Consider the following 17,569-nt stretch of genomic DNA (forward strand, 5'->3'; position numbering starts at 1 on the left):
AACGGACCTATAAACTAGGTGTCGTTGCTTTTTTTATGTTCCAGACTTGCAATAGAGTGTCAATTCCTGTCGTGATCTCCTCTTCCGACAATCCACCAAAACCGATGAGGAAGGAGGGGGTGGACAAGCTAGGGACAGTTCGGTAGGTATCTAGGCCGCGAACTTTGATTCCCACGGATAATGCTTTCTCCAGCAATTCCTCTTCAGTACTCTCTATATGTACATGCAGCAAAATATGCATGCCAGCTTCATCGCCTGAGAACGAAATAAAAGGCTCGTAAAGTTTCAATACTTCAGTCAGAACTTGCATCTTTCGACGATAAATTTTGCGCATCCGATTGAGATGGCGGGAGAATTTTCCGTCGGCCATGAAGCGCGCAAGAACATGCTGATCGATCCTTGGAACCGAAGATGAATAGGGAATGAATGCTTGCCGATACATTTCCAGTAGCAGCGGAGGAAGCACCATGTAAGCAATACGCATCGAAGGCATAAGCGATTTTGTGAAGGTGCTCAGGTAAATAACGTTTTCGCCCTTATCCATTCCCTGCAATGAAGGGATGGGACGGCCGCGATAACGGAATTCACTGTCATAATCGTCCTCAATAATAAAAAAGTCAGGATTGGAAGCTGCCCAGTTCAAGAGAGCCGTTCTGCGTGCTGCAGTGAGCACTGTACCCGTTGGAAACTGATGAGAAGGGGTAACGTAGGCAATTGTTGCATTCGATCGTTGAAGGGCTTTTACGTCCATTCCCTCTTGATCCACTGCAATCGGGATTGTTTGCCTATGGCTTTCTGAAAACACATGCCTTGTCATCAAGTAACCGGGATCTTCAATAGCATAGCGAGCCTCCTCGCCCAGTATCCGAATAATCAATGGCAGTAATTGTTCTGTTCCGGAGCCAACGATAATTTGTCCAGGCGTACAGTCTACTCCACGTGAGTGATATAAATAACGTGCGATTTCCCGGCGTAATTCTAGATCGCCGTGTGGGTCGCCCAACAGTAATAGATGGGAATGAGATGAATCTATTATATCGCGTGCATACTTCCTCCAATCTGAGAAGGGGAAGTGATCTGTATCAATCGCCCCTGCAGAAAAATCGTAGAGAATTGGCTCTTCCTTTATTTTTTGCACGGCAGCGGGGATTTCTAATTTCATTGGCTGCACATAGGCCAGTTCTTCAATCTTTTGAACGAAGTACCCTTTTCTTGGTTCTGCAGCAATGAAACCTTCTGCAGCTAGCTGGTCATAGGCCAATTCGATAGTTGTTTGGCTGACGTTCAGAAAGTCCTCCAACTGACGTTTAGAAGGCAGCTTCATCCCTACAGGAAATTTTCCATCAATGATATCTTGTCGAATTTGATTGTATATTTGCTGATATAACGGAATGTCTGATGTTTTCTGAAGCTCAATGAAAATCATATCCATGCTAAAAACTTCCTTCTGACCACTTCACTTATTGTCTATCTGGCTATTTCAATGTGGTCAAATTCGATTATACTGAAAATATCGAAAAGGGGGAAGAGATATGAACTTTAAATATGGTGGAGTTATCATGGATGTAATTAATGCAGAGCAAGCACGAGTGGCGGAAGCAGCAGGTGCAATAGCGGTCATGGCGTTGGAGCGGGTACCGTCGGATATTCGGGCAGCAGGTGGTGTCGCACGGATGGCGGATCCTCGCATTGTTGAAGAAGTGCAACAAGCTGTTTCTATTCCGGTTATGGCAAAAGCACGAATCGGTCATATTTCCGAAGCACGTGTACTCGAATCACTTGGCGTCGACTTTATTGATGAAAGTGAAGTATTGACACCTGCCGACGATGAGTTTCATCTTCTCAAGAGTGATTTTAATGTGCCATTTGTCTGCGGTGCACGTAACTTAGGGGAGGCGGCTCGTCGCTTGGGTGAAGGAGCGAAGATGCTCCGAACAAAAGGGGAGCCGGGCACAGGAAATATCGTGGAAGCGGTTCGTCACTTACGTATGATCAATGCACAAGTAAATAAAGTAGTGCATATGAGCAAGGATGAATTGATGACGGAAGCGCGCGACTTAGGGGCGCCATATGAAATTTTATTAGCGATTAAAGAAGCAGGACGTTTACCAGTCATCAATTATTCAGCAGGCGGTGTGGCGACTCCTGCGGATGCAGCATTGATGATGGAGCTAGGTGCGGATGGCGTATTCGTTGGCTCCGGCATTTTTAAGTCGGATAATCCGGAAGCATTTGCGCGTGCGATTGTACAGGCAACGGCAGACTTTCAAAATTACGGGCTGATTGCAAATTTATCAAAAGGTATTGGAACCCCAATGAAAGGTTTGGAAATGTCGACGCTGGCGGATAGTGAATTAATGGCAGCACGCAGTTTATAACGTAAGAACATGTTATGGGTGGGATGACCGTCCATGACATGTTTCCAATGGTTTGATCGACATCTATTATCATGAACCTTGTCATTGAAGATTATTTGTAGTATGGTATATCTAATTTCACATATTTCACGATGATAGGAAGCAGTAGCAACTAGGTTTTTTCAAAGAGAGCCAGCGGGTGGTGTGAGCTGGTAAAAACCGTTGTGAATCCGTCCTGGAGTAGCAGAACTGAAGTCAGTAGGTTCTTGCCGGTCAGTTGAGCCGATATCTCAAACAAGTGGACTGGGTAACCAGTCAATTTGGGTGGCAACGCGGGTAGTTCTCGTCCCTTTTATAGGGGATGGAGGGCTTTTTTTATTGTTTTTTTCTATGTGGATTATCTAAAGGGAGGCGAGTTGTATGCTAGACAGTAAAGTATTGCGTGCAAATTTTGAAGAGGTAAAGGAAAAGTTGAGTAAACGAGGAGAAGATTTAACCGATTTTGATAAGTTTGGCGGGTTAGACGAGAAGCGTCGCGAAATCTTATCGAAGGTTGAAATTTTAAAAGCAGAGCGAAATGAAGTCTCACAACAAGTTGCGCAAATGAAACGTAATAAAGAAAATGCCGATGAAGTCATCGTAAGAATGCGGGAAGTTGGCGAAGAAATTAAAGCTTACGATCAAGAGCTTGCAAAAGTAGAAGAAGAATTAAACTATGTGCTAATGCGTATTCCGAATATCCCGCATGAAAGCGTACCGGTCGGGGACAGTGAGGATGATAATGTTGAAGTCCGTACATGGGGAGATCAACCGAACTTTAGCTTTGAACCCAAACCGCATTGGGAGCTTGGAACAGACCTGCAGTTACTGGATTTTGAACGAGCAGCAAAAGTAACGGGCAGCCGTTTTGTATTTTACCGTGGACTCGGTGCACGTCTGGAGCGTGCGTTGATCAATTTCATGATGGATCTTCATCAGGAAGAGCATGGATATGAAGAAATGTTGCCGCCGTATTTGGTAAACCGTGCAAGCTTAACGGGAACAGGTCAACTACCTAAATTTGAAGAGGATGCGTTTTTGGTTGAAGAAGAAGATTATTTCTTGATTCCGACATCTGAAGTGCCGGTAACGAATTTTTACCGAGAAGAAATTTTAGACGGGGCTAAATTACCACAAGCGTTTGCTGCATATAGCACGAATTTCCGTTCAGAAGCGGGCTCTGCTGGTCGTGATACACGCGGATTAATCCGTCAACATCAATTCAATAAAGTGGAACTTGTTCGTTTCGTAAAGCCAGAAGACTCTTACGATGAGTTGGAAAAATTGACAGGGCACGCAGAGCGTGTATTGCAATTATTAAACTTGCCTTATCGCGTATTGAAGATGTGTACAGCGGATTTAGGATTCACGGCAGCGAAAAAGTATGACTTAGAGGTATGGATTCCGACGCAAAATGTGTACCGTGAAATCTCATCTTGTTCAAACTTTGAAGATTTCCAGGCACGCAGAGCTTCTATTCGTTTCCGTCGGGAAGCAGGCGCGAAGCCAGAATACGTTCATACATTAAATGGCAGTGGATTGGCAGTTGGTAGGACAGTAGCTGCAATTTTGGAGAACTATCAGCAAGAAGACGGTTCAGTCGTCATTCCTGAAGTACTTCGTCCGTATATGGGTGGAAGAGAAAAAATCGAGGCACCAAAATAATAAGAAAAGAAGCTCACTCCAGGACTCCGTCTTGGTAACGGGCTTCTTTTTTTTCTTCTTTTCTTTTCCGGCGAATGGCACGAAAAAAATTGGTCAATAGCTGACCGCATTCTTCTGCCAATACACCTTCCTTCACTTCACATTCATGATTGAAGCGAGGGTCATTAAGCAATTGATAGAATGTATGAACGCAACCACCTTTTGGATCACGCGCACCATACACTACACGAGGAATACGTGATTGCAGAATGGCGCCTGCACACATCGGACAAGGCTCTAAGGTGACATATAAAACAGCATCTTCCAGTCTCCAGCTCCCTAATGTTTCACAAGCAAGTTGAATTGCTGAAAGCTCAGCATGGGTCACAGCATTCTGAGTTGTTTCACGTAAATTATGGGCAGATGCAATGACTTTGCCGTCATGGACGATAACTGCTCCAATCGGGACCTCTCCTAAAGTCTCAGCTTTCTTTGCCTCATCTATAGCTAACATCATATAGTACTGATCATCTTTGTGCATTTCGTCCACTCCTTACAAATAGTCTATCATGTGAAAGGTCAAAATCAATATTTCAAATGTTCCACGTGAAACATTTAGGGGACGATGGATGAATTTGATTGCCTCAATAGGGAATCCGTCCATAAAGAATTATAAAAGTTTGAGTTGTTACTCAACAGAAAACTACTTTTAGTTAATTACTACTTTAAGAAATGGGGATTTTCCACTGAATTCAGATAAGTACCATACCTGGCCTTCTGATGTGTTAAAATAAAACATGTATCTAAATTGGAAGGGTGAAGGCCACGTGTTTGTTCCATTCATTGCTGTCGAAGGTCCGATCGGTGTAGGGAAGACTACATTGACTGCAGCGATTGCGAAGACTTTTAGCTATCAACAGCTTCAAGAAATCAGCAGTGAAAATCCATTTTTGGATCAATTTTATCAGGATAAAGAAAAGTGGAGTTTCCAAACAGAGATGTTCTTTTTGTGCAATCGTTATGAGCAATTGAAACAAATCAATAAAGACTATATATCCGCGGGTATTCCTGTTGTAGCGGATTATCATATTTTTAAGAATATGCTGTTTGCGCAGCGTACACTGGAAGCCAGTGACCTAGCTAAATATAAAGAAATTTACCGTATTTTGACACAGGATTTACCAATGCCAAATATCATCATTTCATTGTCGGCTAGCTTGTCGACATTACAACAGAGAATTCATGAGCGCGGACGTTATTATGAGTCCGATATGGATTCTGACTATTTACAACTGCTTTCGGACGATTACAGTTCCTACATACCTGAGTTTGAAAAAACACATCCTGACATCTCTGTTCTCCATATAGACGGTGATCAGATGGATTTTGTGCGTAACACGCAAGACTTGAAGAATATTTTGGCTAGAGTGGATGCAGCTGTACAGAAAGGTTTGAATTTGAATGAAACTACATGAAATTCCAAAGAATAGCGTTTTTGCAGTGGCAGGAATGGTAGGTGTAGGTAAGTCTACGATGACTAAAGCTCTTGCATCGCGTCTTGGCTTTCAAGCATCCTTTGAAAATGTAGCAGAAAACCCTTATTTAGACCGTTTTTATAGTGATTTTGAACGGTGGAGTTTTCACTTGCAGATCTTCTTTTTGGCAGAACGTTTTAAAGAGCAGAAGCGGATTTTTGAAAATGGCGGTGGCTTTGTACAAGATCGCTCTATTTACGAGGATGTTGGAATTTTTGCGAAAATGCATGCTGATGAAGGTACGATGGATAGTGTGGATTATACCACTTACATGAATTTGTTCGAAGCGATGGTCATGACTCCTTACTTTCCGCATCCAGACGCCTTAATTTACTTGGAAGGTTCATTGGAATCGATACTTGAACGAATCGAACGGCGGGGAAGAGAGATGGAGTTGCAGACGTCTCGCGGTTATTGGGAAGAAACACATCGTCGATATGAGAAATGGATTGATTCGTTCACGGCATGCCCTGTCGTACGATTGAATATTGAGGACTATGATGTATTGAGGAATGAACAAGATGTGGATCAAATTATTGATAAAATAGCGAATGTGATAAAAAAAGAGCCGACTCCCGATAAGTAATTGGGGATGTCGCCTCTCTGGCCTTTTAATGTGCTGGGACTTCTGTGAAGAATTCTTGATATAATTCACGTAGGACGAGATTTTCATCCTTTTCTTGAATACCGAAAACCAAACTGACTTCAGAGGATCCTTGGTTGATCATTTCGATATTGGCGCCTGTCCGTGCAATAGCGGATGCCGCACGTGCTGCCAGACCTCGAGTATGACGCATGCCTTCTCCTACAAGTACGACCATGGAATAGTCATGTTGGAAATGCACATCGTCGGGGTGCAACTCTGTTTCGATGCGATTTATAATACGCGCTTCTTTTTCATCCGTTAAGTGTTCGCTGCGAATAATAACGGAGAGGTTGTCGATTCCTGACGGTGTATGCTCATAAGGAATTTCTTCTTCCTCGAGAATTTGCAGCAAGTGGCGTCCGAAACCGATTTCTAAGTTCATCAAGTATTTATCTACGAATAGCGTTGAGAAGCCATTATCAGCCGCAATGCCGACGACGGATTGGAGTGCATGGTCTCGGTTTCGTACGATCATGGTACCCGGCGCGCTAGGATTGTTCGTGTTTTTGATGCATACAGGAATCTTGTGGCGAAATGCTGGAACCAGTGCTTCCTCATGGAAAACTGTAAAGCCTGCGTAGGCAAGTTCACGCATCTCTCGATAGGTCATCGTATCAATTGCCTGTGGGTTCTCGATGACTGTTGGATTCGCTGAAAAAACGCAATCCACGTCGGTGAAATTTTCATAAAGTTCTGCGTTTGTAGCGGCTGCTAAGAGTGCACCCGTAATGTCGGAGCCTCCCCGATTGAATGTACGCAATGTTCCATCTTCTGTATAGCCAAAAAAGCCTGGGAATACGACAATGCCCTTTTTATCGCGTAAAGTGCATAGTTTTTCATTACCTTCAGGTAAAGCGCGAACGCGTTCTGGGCGGTGGTTAACGAGCAGACCACCTTCACGCGGATTAACATACTCTGCGTCAATACCAATATGTTGGAAATACGCAGCAATTAATTTCGCATTGTTGTCTTCACCGGCAGCTTTTAGACTATCTATATACAAGATTTCATCTGATTGATCTTTCTTTAACCGTCGAATTAAATCTTGTTCGATGATTTGAGCAATCCCGCTATCGAGATCAAGACCTTCAGCGATTTGTTGATAGCGTTCCACGACATTATGTAATGCATCAGTTGGATCTTTTCCGGCTAGTGAAGTGTCTGCCAGGTCAATCAGCAGGTCTGTCACTTTAATATCTTCAGAAAAGCGTTTACCCGGAGCAGAAACTACGACGATTTTTCTAGAGGGATCAGACACGACAATGTCGACCACTTTACGGATTTGTTCCGCAGATGCGACGGAAGTTCCGCCAAATTTACAAACTTTCATTATATACCAGATCCTATCTATTTGAGATTATCTATCTATTATTTTAGAAAATTCATGATAACGGGTTGTTATTGAAGGCGGAATTCTCTATAATTGTCCTTATGCGAAGAACGATTGTTTTTTCATAGTGTACATTGTAGATGGGAGAATCGTCAAATGAAAAATGAAATTAATATTGGTTTGCTTGGCTACGGAGTTGTAGGAAGCGGCGTGGCAACCATCTTACATAACCATCAGGAAGATTTACGCCACAAGTTAGGTGTCCCTGTATCGATTAAGAAAGTAGTCGTTAAGGATTTAGAGAAAAAGCGTAACGGTGTTATATCGAAAGAAATGTTTACAACTTCTTTGGATGAAGTTCTCAATGATCCGGAAATTGATTTAGTGGTAGAAGTAATGGGAGGAACGTCAGCCGCTCAAGAGGCAATACGACGTTCATTGGAAGCAGGCAAAGGTGTTGTGACTGCAAACAAAGATGTCATGGCAGAGTCAGGTCCTGAATTATTGAAACTGGCAGATGAAAATAAATGTGATCTATTATATGAAGCGAGTGTAGGTGGAGGAATTCCATTGATTCGCACGCTGGAAGATGGATTAGCGTCCGACCGGATTACCGCATTGACAGGTATCGTCAATGGAACAACGAACTTTATTCTTACAAAAATGAAGCATGAAAATAAAACTTATGAGGATGCACTTGCAGAAGCAACGGAATTAGGATTTGCAGAAGCAGATCCATCTGCAGATGTTGATGGTATCGATGCTGCTCGAAAAATGGTAATCTTGGCTTCATTATCATTCTCTACGGAAGTCCGTCTTGATGATGTGTTCGTCCGTGGTATGAAAGAAATCAAAGATGGTGATTTGCAGCTGGCAGAACAGTTTGGTTATACAATCAAAATGGCTGGCTCTGCACGTAAAGACGAGGATGGCATCGAGGTAGCGGTGGAACCGGTTTTCTTCCCGAACTCTCACCCGTTGGCAACGGTCAATAATGAATTCAATGCGGTATATGTCTACGGTGATGCAGTCGGTGAAACAATGTTCTATGGACCTGGAGCGGGCTCCATGCCAACCGCGACTTCAGTAACAGGTGATGTGGTAGCCGCTTGCCGTAATTTATTGCTAGGCGTGAATGGTAAGAGATTACATGCTCCGCAATATGAGCGAAAAGTGAAGAGTGACGATCAGAAGTATGCTCGCTATTTCCATCGAATTACGGTACGCGATGAAGTAGGCGTTTTGACGGAACTGACTTCTATATACAGCCATCATAAAGCAAGTTTAGCTACGGTCGTTCAAGACTCAGAGCTGCATGAAGAAGGTGCGGACTTAATTTTCATTACCCATAAAATATCTCGTCAACAACATTTGGATATTTTACAGGACTTAAAAGATACACCAACGGTCATTGACATTTCGAGTCATTACCGGGTGGAAGGAGAATAATTTATTATGAGACGATGGAATGGATTGATCGAAGAATATAAGGAATGGCTGCCTGTTACGGAGAACACACCTGCATTGACTTTGCAGGAGGGGAATACACCGCTGATTCACTTGGAGAACTTGTCGAAGCAGTGGGGAATCAATCTCTATGTAAAAACGGAAGGTACAAATCCTACAGGTTCATTTAAAGACCGCGGTATGGTCATGGCGGTTGCCAAAGCGAAAGAGGAAGGGAAAACTGCATTGATCTGCGCATCAACGGGTAACACATCCGCTGCTGCAGCGGCGTACGGTGCACGTGCCGGAATGCGGACAATTGTCGTAATCCCGGAAGGTCGCATCGCGCTTGGTAAATTGGCACAGGCAAAAATGTATGGAGCAGAAATTGTAGCAATCGAAGGTAACTTCGACGAAGCACTTCGTATGGTCCGTGAAGTCGGTGAAGGAAAGATTGCATTGGTGAATTCCGTTAACCCTTATCGTTTGGAAGGTCAAAAGACCGTAGCATTCGAAGCGATCGAGCAGCTCGGCAAAGTGCCGGATATCTTCGCATTGCCTGTTGGAAATGCCGGAAATATCTCTGCTGCGTGGAAAGGCTTCAAAGAGTACGCGGAGAAAAAAGGTACAGGTACACCGAAGTTACTAGGCGTACAAGCGGATGGGGCAGCGCCAATTGTTTATGATCGTGTATTCGAAGAGCCAGAAACTGTTGCAACGGCCATTCGCATTGGGAATCCTGCAAGTTGGCACCTAGCGACTCAAGCATTAGAAGAATCTGGCGGCGATATTCTCTCCGCAACAGACGAAGAAATTCTAGAAGCCTATCAATTACTTGCTGCGTCAGATGGAATCTTCGCGGAGCCTGCATCTTGTGCAACGATTGCAGGGATCAAAAAACGTTTAGATGCCGGATTAATTGATAAAGGTACAACCATTGTCGGAATCCTGACAGGAAATGGCTTGAAGGACCCTGAGACAGCGATTAACGTTAACTCCGATAAGCCATTAATGACGAATGAACAATTTGATAACTTTCTTAAAGAATTGAAAGAGGGGAACGACTAATGACGGAAGCCGGTTTTTCAGTGACCGTGCCAGCCACGACGGCGAATCTCGGACCCGGCTTCGATCATTTAGGTCTTGCCCTTTCACTTAAAATGACAATAGAAGTATCTTCTGCCGCACAGTGGCATATTCAGTATCAAGATAAGGAATATGCCTCGCTGCCAACAGACGAAACAAATTTAATTGTACAGACCATTCAACAGGTAGCTTCACGATATGGTCAAGTTGTGGCGCCCCACAAGTTGGTTGGTTACTCTGATATTCCTTTAGGAAAAGGTTTAGGGAGCAGTGCAACAGCAATTGCTGCAGGAATTGAAATTGCGAGCGAACTGGCAGAGCTGCATTTATCACCTCAAGATAAACTCCGAATCGGCAGTGAGTTGGAGGGGCATGCAGATAACATAACGGCTGCATTGCTCGGTGGGATTACTGTATCCTATTTTACAGAAGAACAGATGGAAGTCCTGACATTCCCTGCACCCCCGATTGGCGTCGTGATAATGGTTCCGCCGGTCGCATTGAAAACAGAAGCTTCTCGCGGACTATTGCCTGAGCAAGTGACGCATAAGACAGCGATTCAAGGAAGTGCAGCGGGCAGTTTGATGACAGCAGCAATTGCGCAAGCTGACTGGGTAACAGCGGGCCGTATGATGGAACGAGATATTTTTCACGAACCATACCGTAAGATCGGATTTCCTGAATTTGATGAAATTCGATTAGCGTGTAAAGAAATCGGTGCGTACGGCATGACGATCAGTGGGGCAGGTCCCTCACTTTTCATTGCTGTCCCGCCTGAGACCGAGCAACAAGTAGCAGCTTTGCTTGATCAACGTTTTCCGCATTATCAGGCGATTGCGTTGCAACCAGCAGAGCAAGGTGCGTATATTTCAAAATAAAGAAGCATCCGGGCTATATGCTCGGATGCTTCTTTATTTTTATGCAATAAAAAAACGTTACATCATGTAACGTGTAATGTCAAAAATATGGCGGAGGAAGAGGGATTCGAACCCCCGCGGGCTTTAACACCCCTGTCGGTTTTCAAGACCGATCCCTTCAGCCGGGCTTGGGTATTCCTCCGTGTTGGACAAGTAATACTTTATCATGTTCTAAAAGTAATGTCAACGGTTATTCTTTAACTTTTCTTTTCTTCGATAAAATATGCGCCATATATAGAAACTTAGTAGGCCAGCCGCTTGAACAGCAACCGCATAAGTAAAGTTCAAATTTGAATTTGAGTAGATCATGATAAGTAAACCGATTAGGACAGCCGGCAGTACAACCACTGTGTACATACGCACTTCAGGGTTTCGAAAACTTAGTTCAAACTCTTTCATTTGAAACACCGCCTTTCTATATATTCTATCGTATTCAACACGTTGGTACAATAAATGTTTGATTTTTAGTGTGGAAGCTGTATAATTAGAAATGCCGTGCTAGGTGGGGAATTAGCGGTGCCCTGTAACTTGCAATCCGCTCTAGCAAGACTGAACTCCTTCTCGAGGCTGTCCGCATGTAGGGTCTGCCTCTTGCACGTAGTGTTGACGTCTGGGTCCTGCGCAATGGGAACCCATGAACCATGTCAGGTCCGGAAGGAAGCAGCATTAAGTGGACTCTCTCATGTGCCGCGGGGTAGCCTAGGCCGAGCCAACGACAAGAGTAACGCTTATGTGCGGCAGTCGAAGGAAGGTGCACGGCTTTAATTGAACAATTCACTCGTCCGTTCTTAGAATGGGCGAGTTTTTTATGTCCTGAAAATGGTGTATACTTTGAAGGAGAATGAATTCATCTAACGAAAGGGAGCGATTTGCGATGGCGGAGAAACAAATGAACGTAGAAAGTTTTAATTTGGATCACACGAAAGTAAAAGCACCTTATATTCGATTAGCAGGAACTTCTGAAGGACAGAACGGGGACAAAATTTATAAGTACGATTTGCGTTTTTGTCAACCAAATAAAGAGCATATGGATATGCCTTCCATTCATTCATTGGAACATATGATGGCAGAGTTTAGCAGGAATCATTCAGACCAAATTGTGGATATCAGTCCGATGGGTTGCCAAACCGGTTATTATTTAGCAGTCATCAACCATGAAGACTATGAAGAGATCCTTTCTATAGTAGAAAAAACATTGAATGACGTGTTAGTGGCTACCGAAGTGCCTGCTTGTAATGAAGTACAGTGCGGTTGGGCAACAAGCCACAGTTTAGAAGGAGCCAAGGAGCTTGCACGTAATATGCTGTCGAAGAAAGATAAGTGGACTGAGATTTTTGCGTAAGACTTTCAAGAGATCGTAAAGCCATAAAAGCAGTATTCATGCTATAATAGAAGTATTATGCAAAATGGAGAAAAGGGGGAAATGCAGTTGATTTATCAAGCATTATATCGAGCCTATAGACCGCAGACATTCGGCGAAATGTCCGGTCAGCAGGCTATCAAGCAGACACTGCAAAATACCCTTCTCCATCAGAAAACGACGCACGCGTATTTGTTTTCAGGTCCGCGCGGAACAGGGAAGACAAGTGCGGCAAAAATTTTCGCGAAAGCCTTGAACTGTGAGAACGGACCGGCAACGGAGCCGTGCAATGAATGTGAAACGTGTAAAAGTATCACAGAAGGATCGAATACCGATGTCACCGAATTTGACGCAGCCTCCAATTCACGTGTCGAAGAGATCCGCGATATTATTGAACGTGTTCATGTTGCTCCGTCGAATGCACGTTTTAAAGTGTATATCATTGATGAAGTGCATATGCTCTCGAACTCGGCATTTAACGCATTGTTGAAAACATTGGAAGAGCCTCCTGCCCACGTGGTATTTATTCTAGCAACAACCGAGCCTCATAAATTGCCGCTTACGATCATTTCTAGATGCCAACGATTTGAATTTAAACCGATTACAGCTGGGGAAATCATGCAGCGCATGAGGAAAGTGCTGGACGATATCGGTGTGAAAGCGGAGGACGGGGCAATGCGGGCAATTGCACAAGCAGCCACTGGCGGTATGCGAGATGCTCTCAGTATGCTAGACCAGGCAGTGTCGTTCAGCGGAGATGAGCTGACCACAGAAGATGCGTTGTTAGTGACAGGAGCGATTGGAGAAGAGATTTTTTATCAGCTTGCTCAAGCAATCCAAGCAAAAGATGCGGGTTCTGCACTTACTTTGTTGCACCAATTAATAGCAGAAGGTAAGGATGTTGGCAGATTGGCGGAGGATATGATCACATTTTTCCGCGACATACTATTGCTTGGCACAGCACCTGAGCTGACAGATTTGCTGGAACTGATTTCGGATGGTGAAAAGTTCAAAGAGTTGGCGCAAGGGTTTCATTCCGATGACCTGTACCGGTACATTGATATATTGTCGAAAACTCAACAGGAGATGCGGTTCTCCAATCATGGGAAGGTTTATATCGAGTCGGCGCTCTTGAAAATGATCCATTCAGGTGATCAACGTGTGGCTTCATCTTCTGCAGCAGATCCTGAAACGGCTCAAAAACTGGCTGTGTTGGAACAGACTGTTCGTCAGCTTCAACAACAATTGGCAGCGAGTCCTGTGCAACAAGCTACCGCAGAATCTCAAGCTCCAACTCGTCGGGCTGCTTCAACTGCGTCAAGATCTGCCAAAGTACCAACAGGTAAGATCGTTGAAGTGTTGAAATCCGCAACAAAGTCGGATATACAGACAATACGAGAGCAGTGGGCCGGGATGATGCAAAGTTTACAGAGATCTCATGCGGCTTTATTGGAAGAGACTGAACCGGTAGCGGCATCTGAGTCGGCTTTTGTGTTAAAATTCAAGTATGAAATTCATTGCTTGATGGCGTCAGAGAATGGAACGCTGCAAGCAGGACTGTCTGAAGCATTGTTGCGTCTAACAGGAAAAGCGTATGAAGTGATTTATGTCGCGGAAGATAGCTGGCTGAAAGTACGACAAGACTTCATTCAAAAGAATGGCCTGACCGTTCAGAAAAATCGGGAGTCCTCTCAACAATCGGAAGTGGAGCAATCCGCTTCAGCATTTATGGAGGAAGCGACTCTTGAACAAGCGGATCCCCTCGTAACAGAGGCGGAGAAACTTTTTGGAAAAGATTTTATTACTATAGAAGAAGATTAAATTCTTGAGGAGGAATTGACAATGCGTGGAATGGGAAATATGCAAGGTATGATGAAGCAAATGCAGAAGATGCAAAAGAAGATGGCAGAGGCTCAGGAAAACTTAGGTGAAGAGCGAATGGAAGGTACAGCTGGCGGTGGAATGGTGAAGGTTATCGTATCCGGACATAAAGAAGTCTTGGAAGTCATCATCGATCCAGAAGCAGTAGATCCAGAAGATGTGGAAATCCTACAAGATTTAATTGTTATTGCAACAAATGAAGCGATAACAAAAGCGGAAGAATTAACGAACTCCACAATGGGGCAATTTACTAAAGGAATGAACTTGCCCGGGATGTTCTAGGAGGCTGTGTAGTTATGCATTATCCGGAACCTATATCTAAACTAATGGATAGTTTTATGAAATTGCCAGGCATCGGCCCCAAAACTGCGGGTCGTCTGGCGTTTTTTGTATTAAGTATGAAAGAAGATACGGTACTCGACTTTGCAAAAGCGCTCGTCGATGCAAAGCGTAACTTGCAATTCTGTTCGGTATGCGGTCATATAACAGATATTGATCCATGTCATATCTGTCAGGACCAATCGCGCGATCGTTCGACGATCTGTGTGGTGCAAGATCCGAAAGATGTGATTGCTATGGAAAAGATGCGCGACTACCGCGGGTTATATCATGTCTTACAGGGGGCAATCTCTCCTATGGATGGTATTGGACCGGAAGATATCAATGTTCCCTCCTTATTGACTAGATTGCAAGATGAGGAAGTACAAGAATTGATTCTTGCAACGAACCCTACTATAGAAGGAGAAGCAACAGCGATGTATATATCCCGTCTTGTTAAACCATCCGGCATTACAACTACTCGTATCGCTCATGGTCTACCAGTCGGCGGCGACTTGGAGTACGCGGACGAAGTCACACTTTCGAGAGCATTGGAAGGCCGCCGAGAATTGTGAGGAGTGTGAGATGTTGTTTGGAAAAAAGAATAAATTAAAAAAAGAATATGATGACCGGCTTCGTGATTTAATGTTGGAAGCAAAAGAAGATTGGGAACGAGCACGAGAAGTTGAGAGTTATATTAACGATTATGACGAGGATGTCCTGACACAACGTAAAATGGCTGAGTGTAGATACTTCTATCTGTTTCGTGAAGCAAAGATACGGAATTTAGGGAACGGTTGAACTAAAAGCTAGCAGAAACGCATATAGATAAGTATCTATGAAAGAAAGGGCGTTTTCTGTGAGAGTTTTAGTAATAGTTGCCTTAGGTATTGTTTCACTAATTTTATTAAGTATGAGTAAAACAACCTTAGAAAAAAACATGGAGCGCTTGTCTGTCTTCTGGTTTCGCTTGGCTTTTGCGTTCTTTGTACTCTTCTTAATGAACATTGCAGGTGGGTTTATTGGGATCTACGTGCCGGTAAACATTGCTTCAGGCATCATCTTGGCAGTCTTAGGAGTACCAGGATTCGCGGCGTTATGCGGTTTCGCTATTCTTTTTTAAAAAGAATAGCGAAAAAGCTTGCAATATAAAATGTACGGTGGTATATTTATAAGCGTCGCATCGGGGAGTTGCAAAACACCCGAACAACACAAAAAACTTTTCAAGAAAAAGTGTTGACAACAAAACGGCGATTTGGTATTATAAGAAAGTTGCCTCTTGCGAAAGAGTAGCCATATGAACCTTGAAAACTGAACAGCAAAACGTTAACGAATTATACGTTTGTGCATCGGCTCTGCCGGTGACATAAACAAAATGAGTATCTTAAATGATGCCAGCAAGAAATCGAGCTAACTCGAATTTCTCTTTTATGGAGAGTTTGATCCTGGCTCAGGACGAACGCTGGCGGCGTGCCTAATACATGCAAGTCGAGCGAATCTTTGGGAGCTTGCTCCTAAAGATTAGCGGCGGACGGGTGAGTAACACGTGGGCAACCTACCTTACAGATGGGGATAACTCCGGGAAACCGGGGCTAATACCGAATAATCCATTTCTTCGCATGAAGAGATGTTGAAAGACGGTTTCGGCTGTCACTGTGAGATGGGCCCGCGGCGCATTAGTTAGTTGGTGGGGTAACGGCCTACCAAGACCACGATGCGTAGCCGACCTGAGAGGGTGATCGGCCACACTGGGACTGAGACACGGCCCAGACTCCTACGGGAGGCAGCAGTAGGGAATCTTCCACAATGGACGAAAGTCTGATGGAGCAACGCCGCGTGAGTGAAGAAGGTTTTCGGATCGTAAAGCTCTGTTGTAAGGGAAGAACACGTACAGGAGTAACTGCCTGTACCTTGACGGTACCTTACCAGAAAGCCACGGCTAACTACGTGCCAGCAGCCGCGGTAATACGTAGGTGGCAAGCGTTGTCCGGAATTATTGGGCGTAAAGCGCGCGCAGGCGGTCCTTTAAGTCTGATGTGAAAGCCCACGGCTCAACCGTGGAGGGTCATTGGAAACTGGAGGACTTGAGTACAGAAGAGGAAAGCGGAATTCCACGTGTAGCGGTGAAATGCGTAGAGATGTGGAGGAACACCAGTGGCGAAGGCGGCTTTCTGGTCTGTAACTGACGCTGAGGCGCGAAAGCGTGGGGAGCAAACAGGATTAGATACCCTGGTAGTCCACGCCGTAAACGATGAGTGCTAAGTGTTAGGGGGTTTCCGCCCCTTAGTGCTGCAGCTAACGCATTAAGCACTCCGCCTGGGGAGTACGGCCGCAAGGCTGAAACTCAAAGGAATTGACGGGGACCCGCACAAGCGGTGGAGCATGTGGTTTAATTCGAAGCAACGCGAAGAACCTTACCAGGTCTTGACATCCCGCTGCCCGGCATGGAGACATGCCTTTCCCTTCGGGGACAGCGGTGACAGGTGGTGCATGGTTGTCGTCAGCTCGTGTCGTGAGATGTTGGGTTAAGTCCCGCAACGAGCGCAACCCTTAATCTTAGTTGCCATCATTCAGTTGGGCACTCTAAGGTGACTGCCGGTGACAAACCGGAGGAAGGTGGGGATGACGTCAAATCATCATGCCCCTTATGACCTGGGCTACACACGTGCTACAATGGACGGTACAGAGGGCTGCAAACCCGCGAGGGGGAGCCAATCCCACAAAACCGTTCCCAGTTCGGATTGCAGGCTGCAACTCGCCTGCATGAAGCCGGAATCGCTAGTAATCGTGGATCAGCATGCCACGGTGAATACGTTCCCGGGTCTTGTACACACCGCCCGTCACACCACGAGAGTTTGTAACACCCGAAGTCGGTGGGGTAACCCTTACGGGAGCCAGCCGCCGAAGGTGGGACAGATGATTGGGGTGAAGTCGTAACAAGGTAGCCGTATCGGAAGGTGCGGCTGGATCACCTCCTTTCTAAGGATAGTATGCCATCTTGGCATTCGGA

17 protein-coding genes, 1 tRNA gene, 1 rRNA gene, 1 other RNA gene and 1 other annotated feature are annotated in these 17,569 nt (G+C 44.7%); of the genes, 15 read left to right on the forward strand and 5 right to left on the reverse strand.

What is annotated here, in order from left to right:
• Positions 1–7: 7 nt before the first annotated feature.
• Positions 8–1,432, reverse strand: coding sequence for a PLP-dependent aminotransferase family protein (locus MKX97_RS00070; protein ID WP_342536627.1), 1,425 nt, complete (start codon positions 1,430–1,432; stop codon positions 8–10).
• A 100-nt stretch (positions 1,433–1,532) separates the two neighbouring features.
• Here MKX97_RS00070 and pdxS point away from each other — a divergent pair, with 100 nt between their 5' ends.
• Both pdxS and serS read left to right on the forward strand, forming a co-directional pair.
• Positions 1,533–2,378, forward strand: coding sequence for a pyridoxal 5'-phosphate synthase lyase subunit PdxS (gene pdxS / locus MKX97_RS00075; RefSeq protein WP_342536628.1), 846 nt, complete (start codon positions 1,533–1,535; stop codon positions 2,376–2,378).
• A 122-nt stretch (positions 2,379–2,500) separates the two neighbouring features.
• Positions 2,501–2,711 (forward strand) — a binding site (T-box leader).
• A 66-nt stretch (positions 2,712–2,777) separates the two neighbouring features.
• Positions 2,778–4,061, forward strand: coding sequence for a serine--tRNA ligase (gene serS / locus MKX97_RS00080; RefSeq protein ID WP_221834944.1), 1,284 nt, complete (start codon positions 2,778–2,780; stop codon positions 4,059–4,061).
• A gap of 13 nt (positions 4,062–4,074) precedes the next feature.
• Here the strand turns inward: serS and tadA are convergent, their stop codons facing one another.
• Positions 4,075–4,581 (reverse strand): tRNA adenosine(34) deaminase TadA, encoded by a 507-nt coding sequence (gene tadA, locus MKX97_RS00085; RefSeq protein ID WP_009499383.1) that lies wholly within the window; start codon positions 4,579–4,581, stop codon positions 4,075–4,077.
• Between the two features lie 256 nt (positions 4,582–4,837).
• Here tadA and MKX97_RS00090 point away from each other — a divergent pair, with 256 nt between their 5' ends.
• Entirely contained in the window at positions 4,838–5,515 is a 678-nt protein-coding gene (locus tag MKX97_RS00090) for a deoxynucleoside kinase (RefSeq protein WP_342536629.1), read from the forward strand.
• Positions 5,502–6,161 carry a deoxynucleoside kinase gene (locus MKX97_RS00095; protein ID WP_078818857.1) on the forward strand — a complete coding sequence of 220 codons (660 nt, stop codon included), beginning with the start codon at positions 5,502–5,504 and terminating at the stop codon, positions 6,159–6,161. Before MKX97_RS00090 ends, MKX97_RS00095 begins: the two co-directional genes overlap by 14 nt.
• Before the next feature lie 25 nt (positions 6,162–6,186).
• Here MKX97_RS00095 and MKX97_RS00100 read toward each other — a convergent pair whose 3' ends face one another.
• A complete protein-coding gene (locus MKX97_RS00100) occupies positions 6,187–7,551 on the reverse strand; it encodes an aspartate kinase (protein ID WP_342536630.1) in 1,365 nt (454 codons plus the stop codon).
• Between the two features lie 156 nt (positions 7,552–7,707).
• Here MKX97_RS00100 and MKX97_RS00105 point away from each other — a divergent pair, with 156 nt between their 5' ends.
• The 3 genes from MKX97_RS00105 to thrB are packed head-to-tail and all read left to right on the forward strand — an operon-like array spanning position 7,708 to position 10,961.
• The gene (locus MKX97_RS00105) at positions 7,708–9,000 is read left to right on the forward strand and encodes a homoserine dehydrogenase (RefSeq protein ID WP_340757717.1); all 1,293 of its coding nucleotides are present in this window, start codon (positions 7,708–7,710) and stop codon (positions 8,998–9,000) included.
• A gap of 6 nt (positions 9,001–9,006) precedes the next feature.
• Positions 9,007–10,065: a threonine synthase gene (thrC, locus tag MKX97_RS00110; RefSeq protein WP_342536631.1), complete on the forward strand. Its 1,059-nt coding sequence runs from the start codon at positions 9,007–9,009 to the stop codon at positions 10,063–10,065.
• Entirely contained in the window at positions 10,065–10,961 is an 897-nt protein-coding gene (thrB, locus tag MKX97_RS00115; RefSeq protein ID WP_342536632.1) for a homoserine kinase, read from the forward strand. Before thrC ends, thrB begins: the two co-directional genes overlap by 1 nt.
• Positions 10,962–11,049: 88 nt before the next feature.
• On the opposite strand, the gene MKX97_RS00120 is transcribed toward thrB, so the two are convergent.
• Both MKX97_RS00120 and MKX97_RS00125 read right to left on the reverse strand, forming a co-directional pair.
• Positions 11,050–11,142 (reverse strand) — tRNA-Ser (locus tag MKX97_RS00120).
• Positions 11,143–11,183: 41 nt separating this feature from the next.
• Entirely contained in the window at positions 11,184–11,399 is a 216-nt protein-coding gene (locus MKX97_RS00125) for a hypothetical protein (RefSeq protein ID WP_009499390.1), read from the reverse strand.
• 94 nt (positions 11,400–11,493) lie between these two features.
• Between MKX97_RS00125 and ffs the strand changes: the two genes are divergently transcribed.
• The 8 genes from ffs to MKX97_RS00165 all read left to right on the forward strand — a co-directional run bounded on the left by ffs (position 11,494) and on the right by MKX97_RS00165 (position 17,538).
• An RNA gene (gene ffs, locus MKX97_RS00130) (signal recognition particle sRNA large type) lies at positions 11,494–11,759 on the forward strand.
• An 82-nt stretch (positions 11,760–11,841) separates the two neighbouring features.
• A complete protein-coding gene (locus MKX97_RS00135; protein WP_342536633.1) occupies positions 11,842–12,342 on the forward strand; it encodes an S-ribosylhomocysteine lyase in 501 nt (166 codons plus the stop codon).
• Positions 12,343–12,423: 81 nt separating this feature from the next.
• A complete protein-coding gene (dnaX, locus tag MKX97_RS00140) occupies positions 12,424–14,181 on the forward strand; it encodes a DNA polymerase III subunit gamma/tau (protein WP_342536634.1) in 1,758 nt (585 codons plus the stop codon).
• Between the two features lie 21 nt (positions 14,182–14,202).
• Positions 14,203–14,523 carry a YbaB/EbfC family nucleoid-associated protein gene (locus MKX97_RS00145; RefSeq protein ID WP_009499393.1) on the forward strand — a complete coding sequence of 107 codons (321 nt, stop codon included), beginning with the start codon at positions 14,203–14,205 and terminating at the stop codon, positions 14,521–14,523.
• A gap of 14 nt (positions 14,524–14,537) precedes the next feature.
• Positions 14,538–15,134 (forward strand): recombination mediator RecR, encoded by a 597-nt coding sequence (gene recR / locus MKX97_RS00150; protein WP_078818863.1) that lies wholly within the window; start codon positions 14,538–14,540, stop codon positions 15,132–15,134.
• 10 nt (positions 15,135–15,144) lie between these two features.
• Positions 15,145–15,360, forward strand: coding sequence for a YaaL family protein (locus MKX97_RS00155; RefSeq protein WP_078818864.1), 216 nt, complete (start codon positions 15,145–15,147; stop codon positions 15,358–15,360).
• Between the two features lie 58 nt (positions 15,361–15,418).
• On the forward strand, positions 15,419–15,682 hold the full coding sequence (locus MKX97_RS00160) for a pro-sigmaK processing inhibitor BofA family protein (protein WP_171805955.1): 264 nt from the start codon (positions 15,419–15,421) through the stop codon (positions 15,680–15,682).
• Between the two features lie 304 nt (positions 15,683–15,986).
• Positions 15,987–17,538, forward strand: a 16S ribosomal RNA gene (locus tag MKX97_RS00165).
• Positions 17,539–17,569 lie beyond the last annotated feature (31 nt).

Source organism: Sporosarcina sp. FSL K6-3508, assembly GCF_038615825.1.
GTDB lineage: Bacteria > Bacillota > Bacilli > Bacillales_A > Planococcaceae > Sporosarcina > Sporosarcina newyorkensis.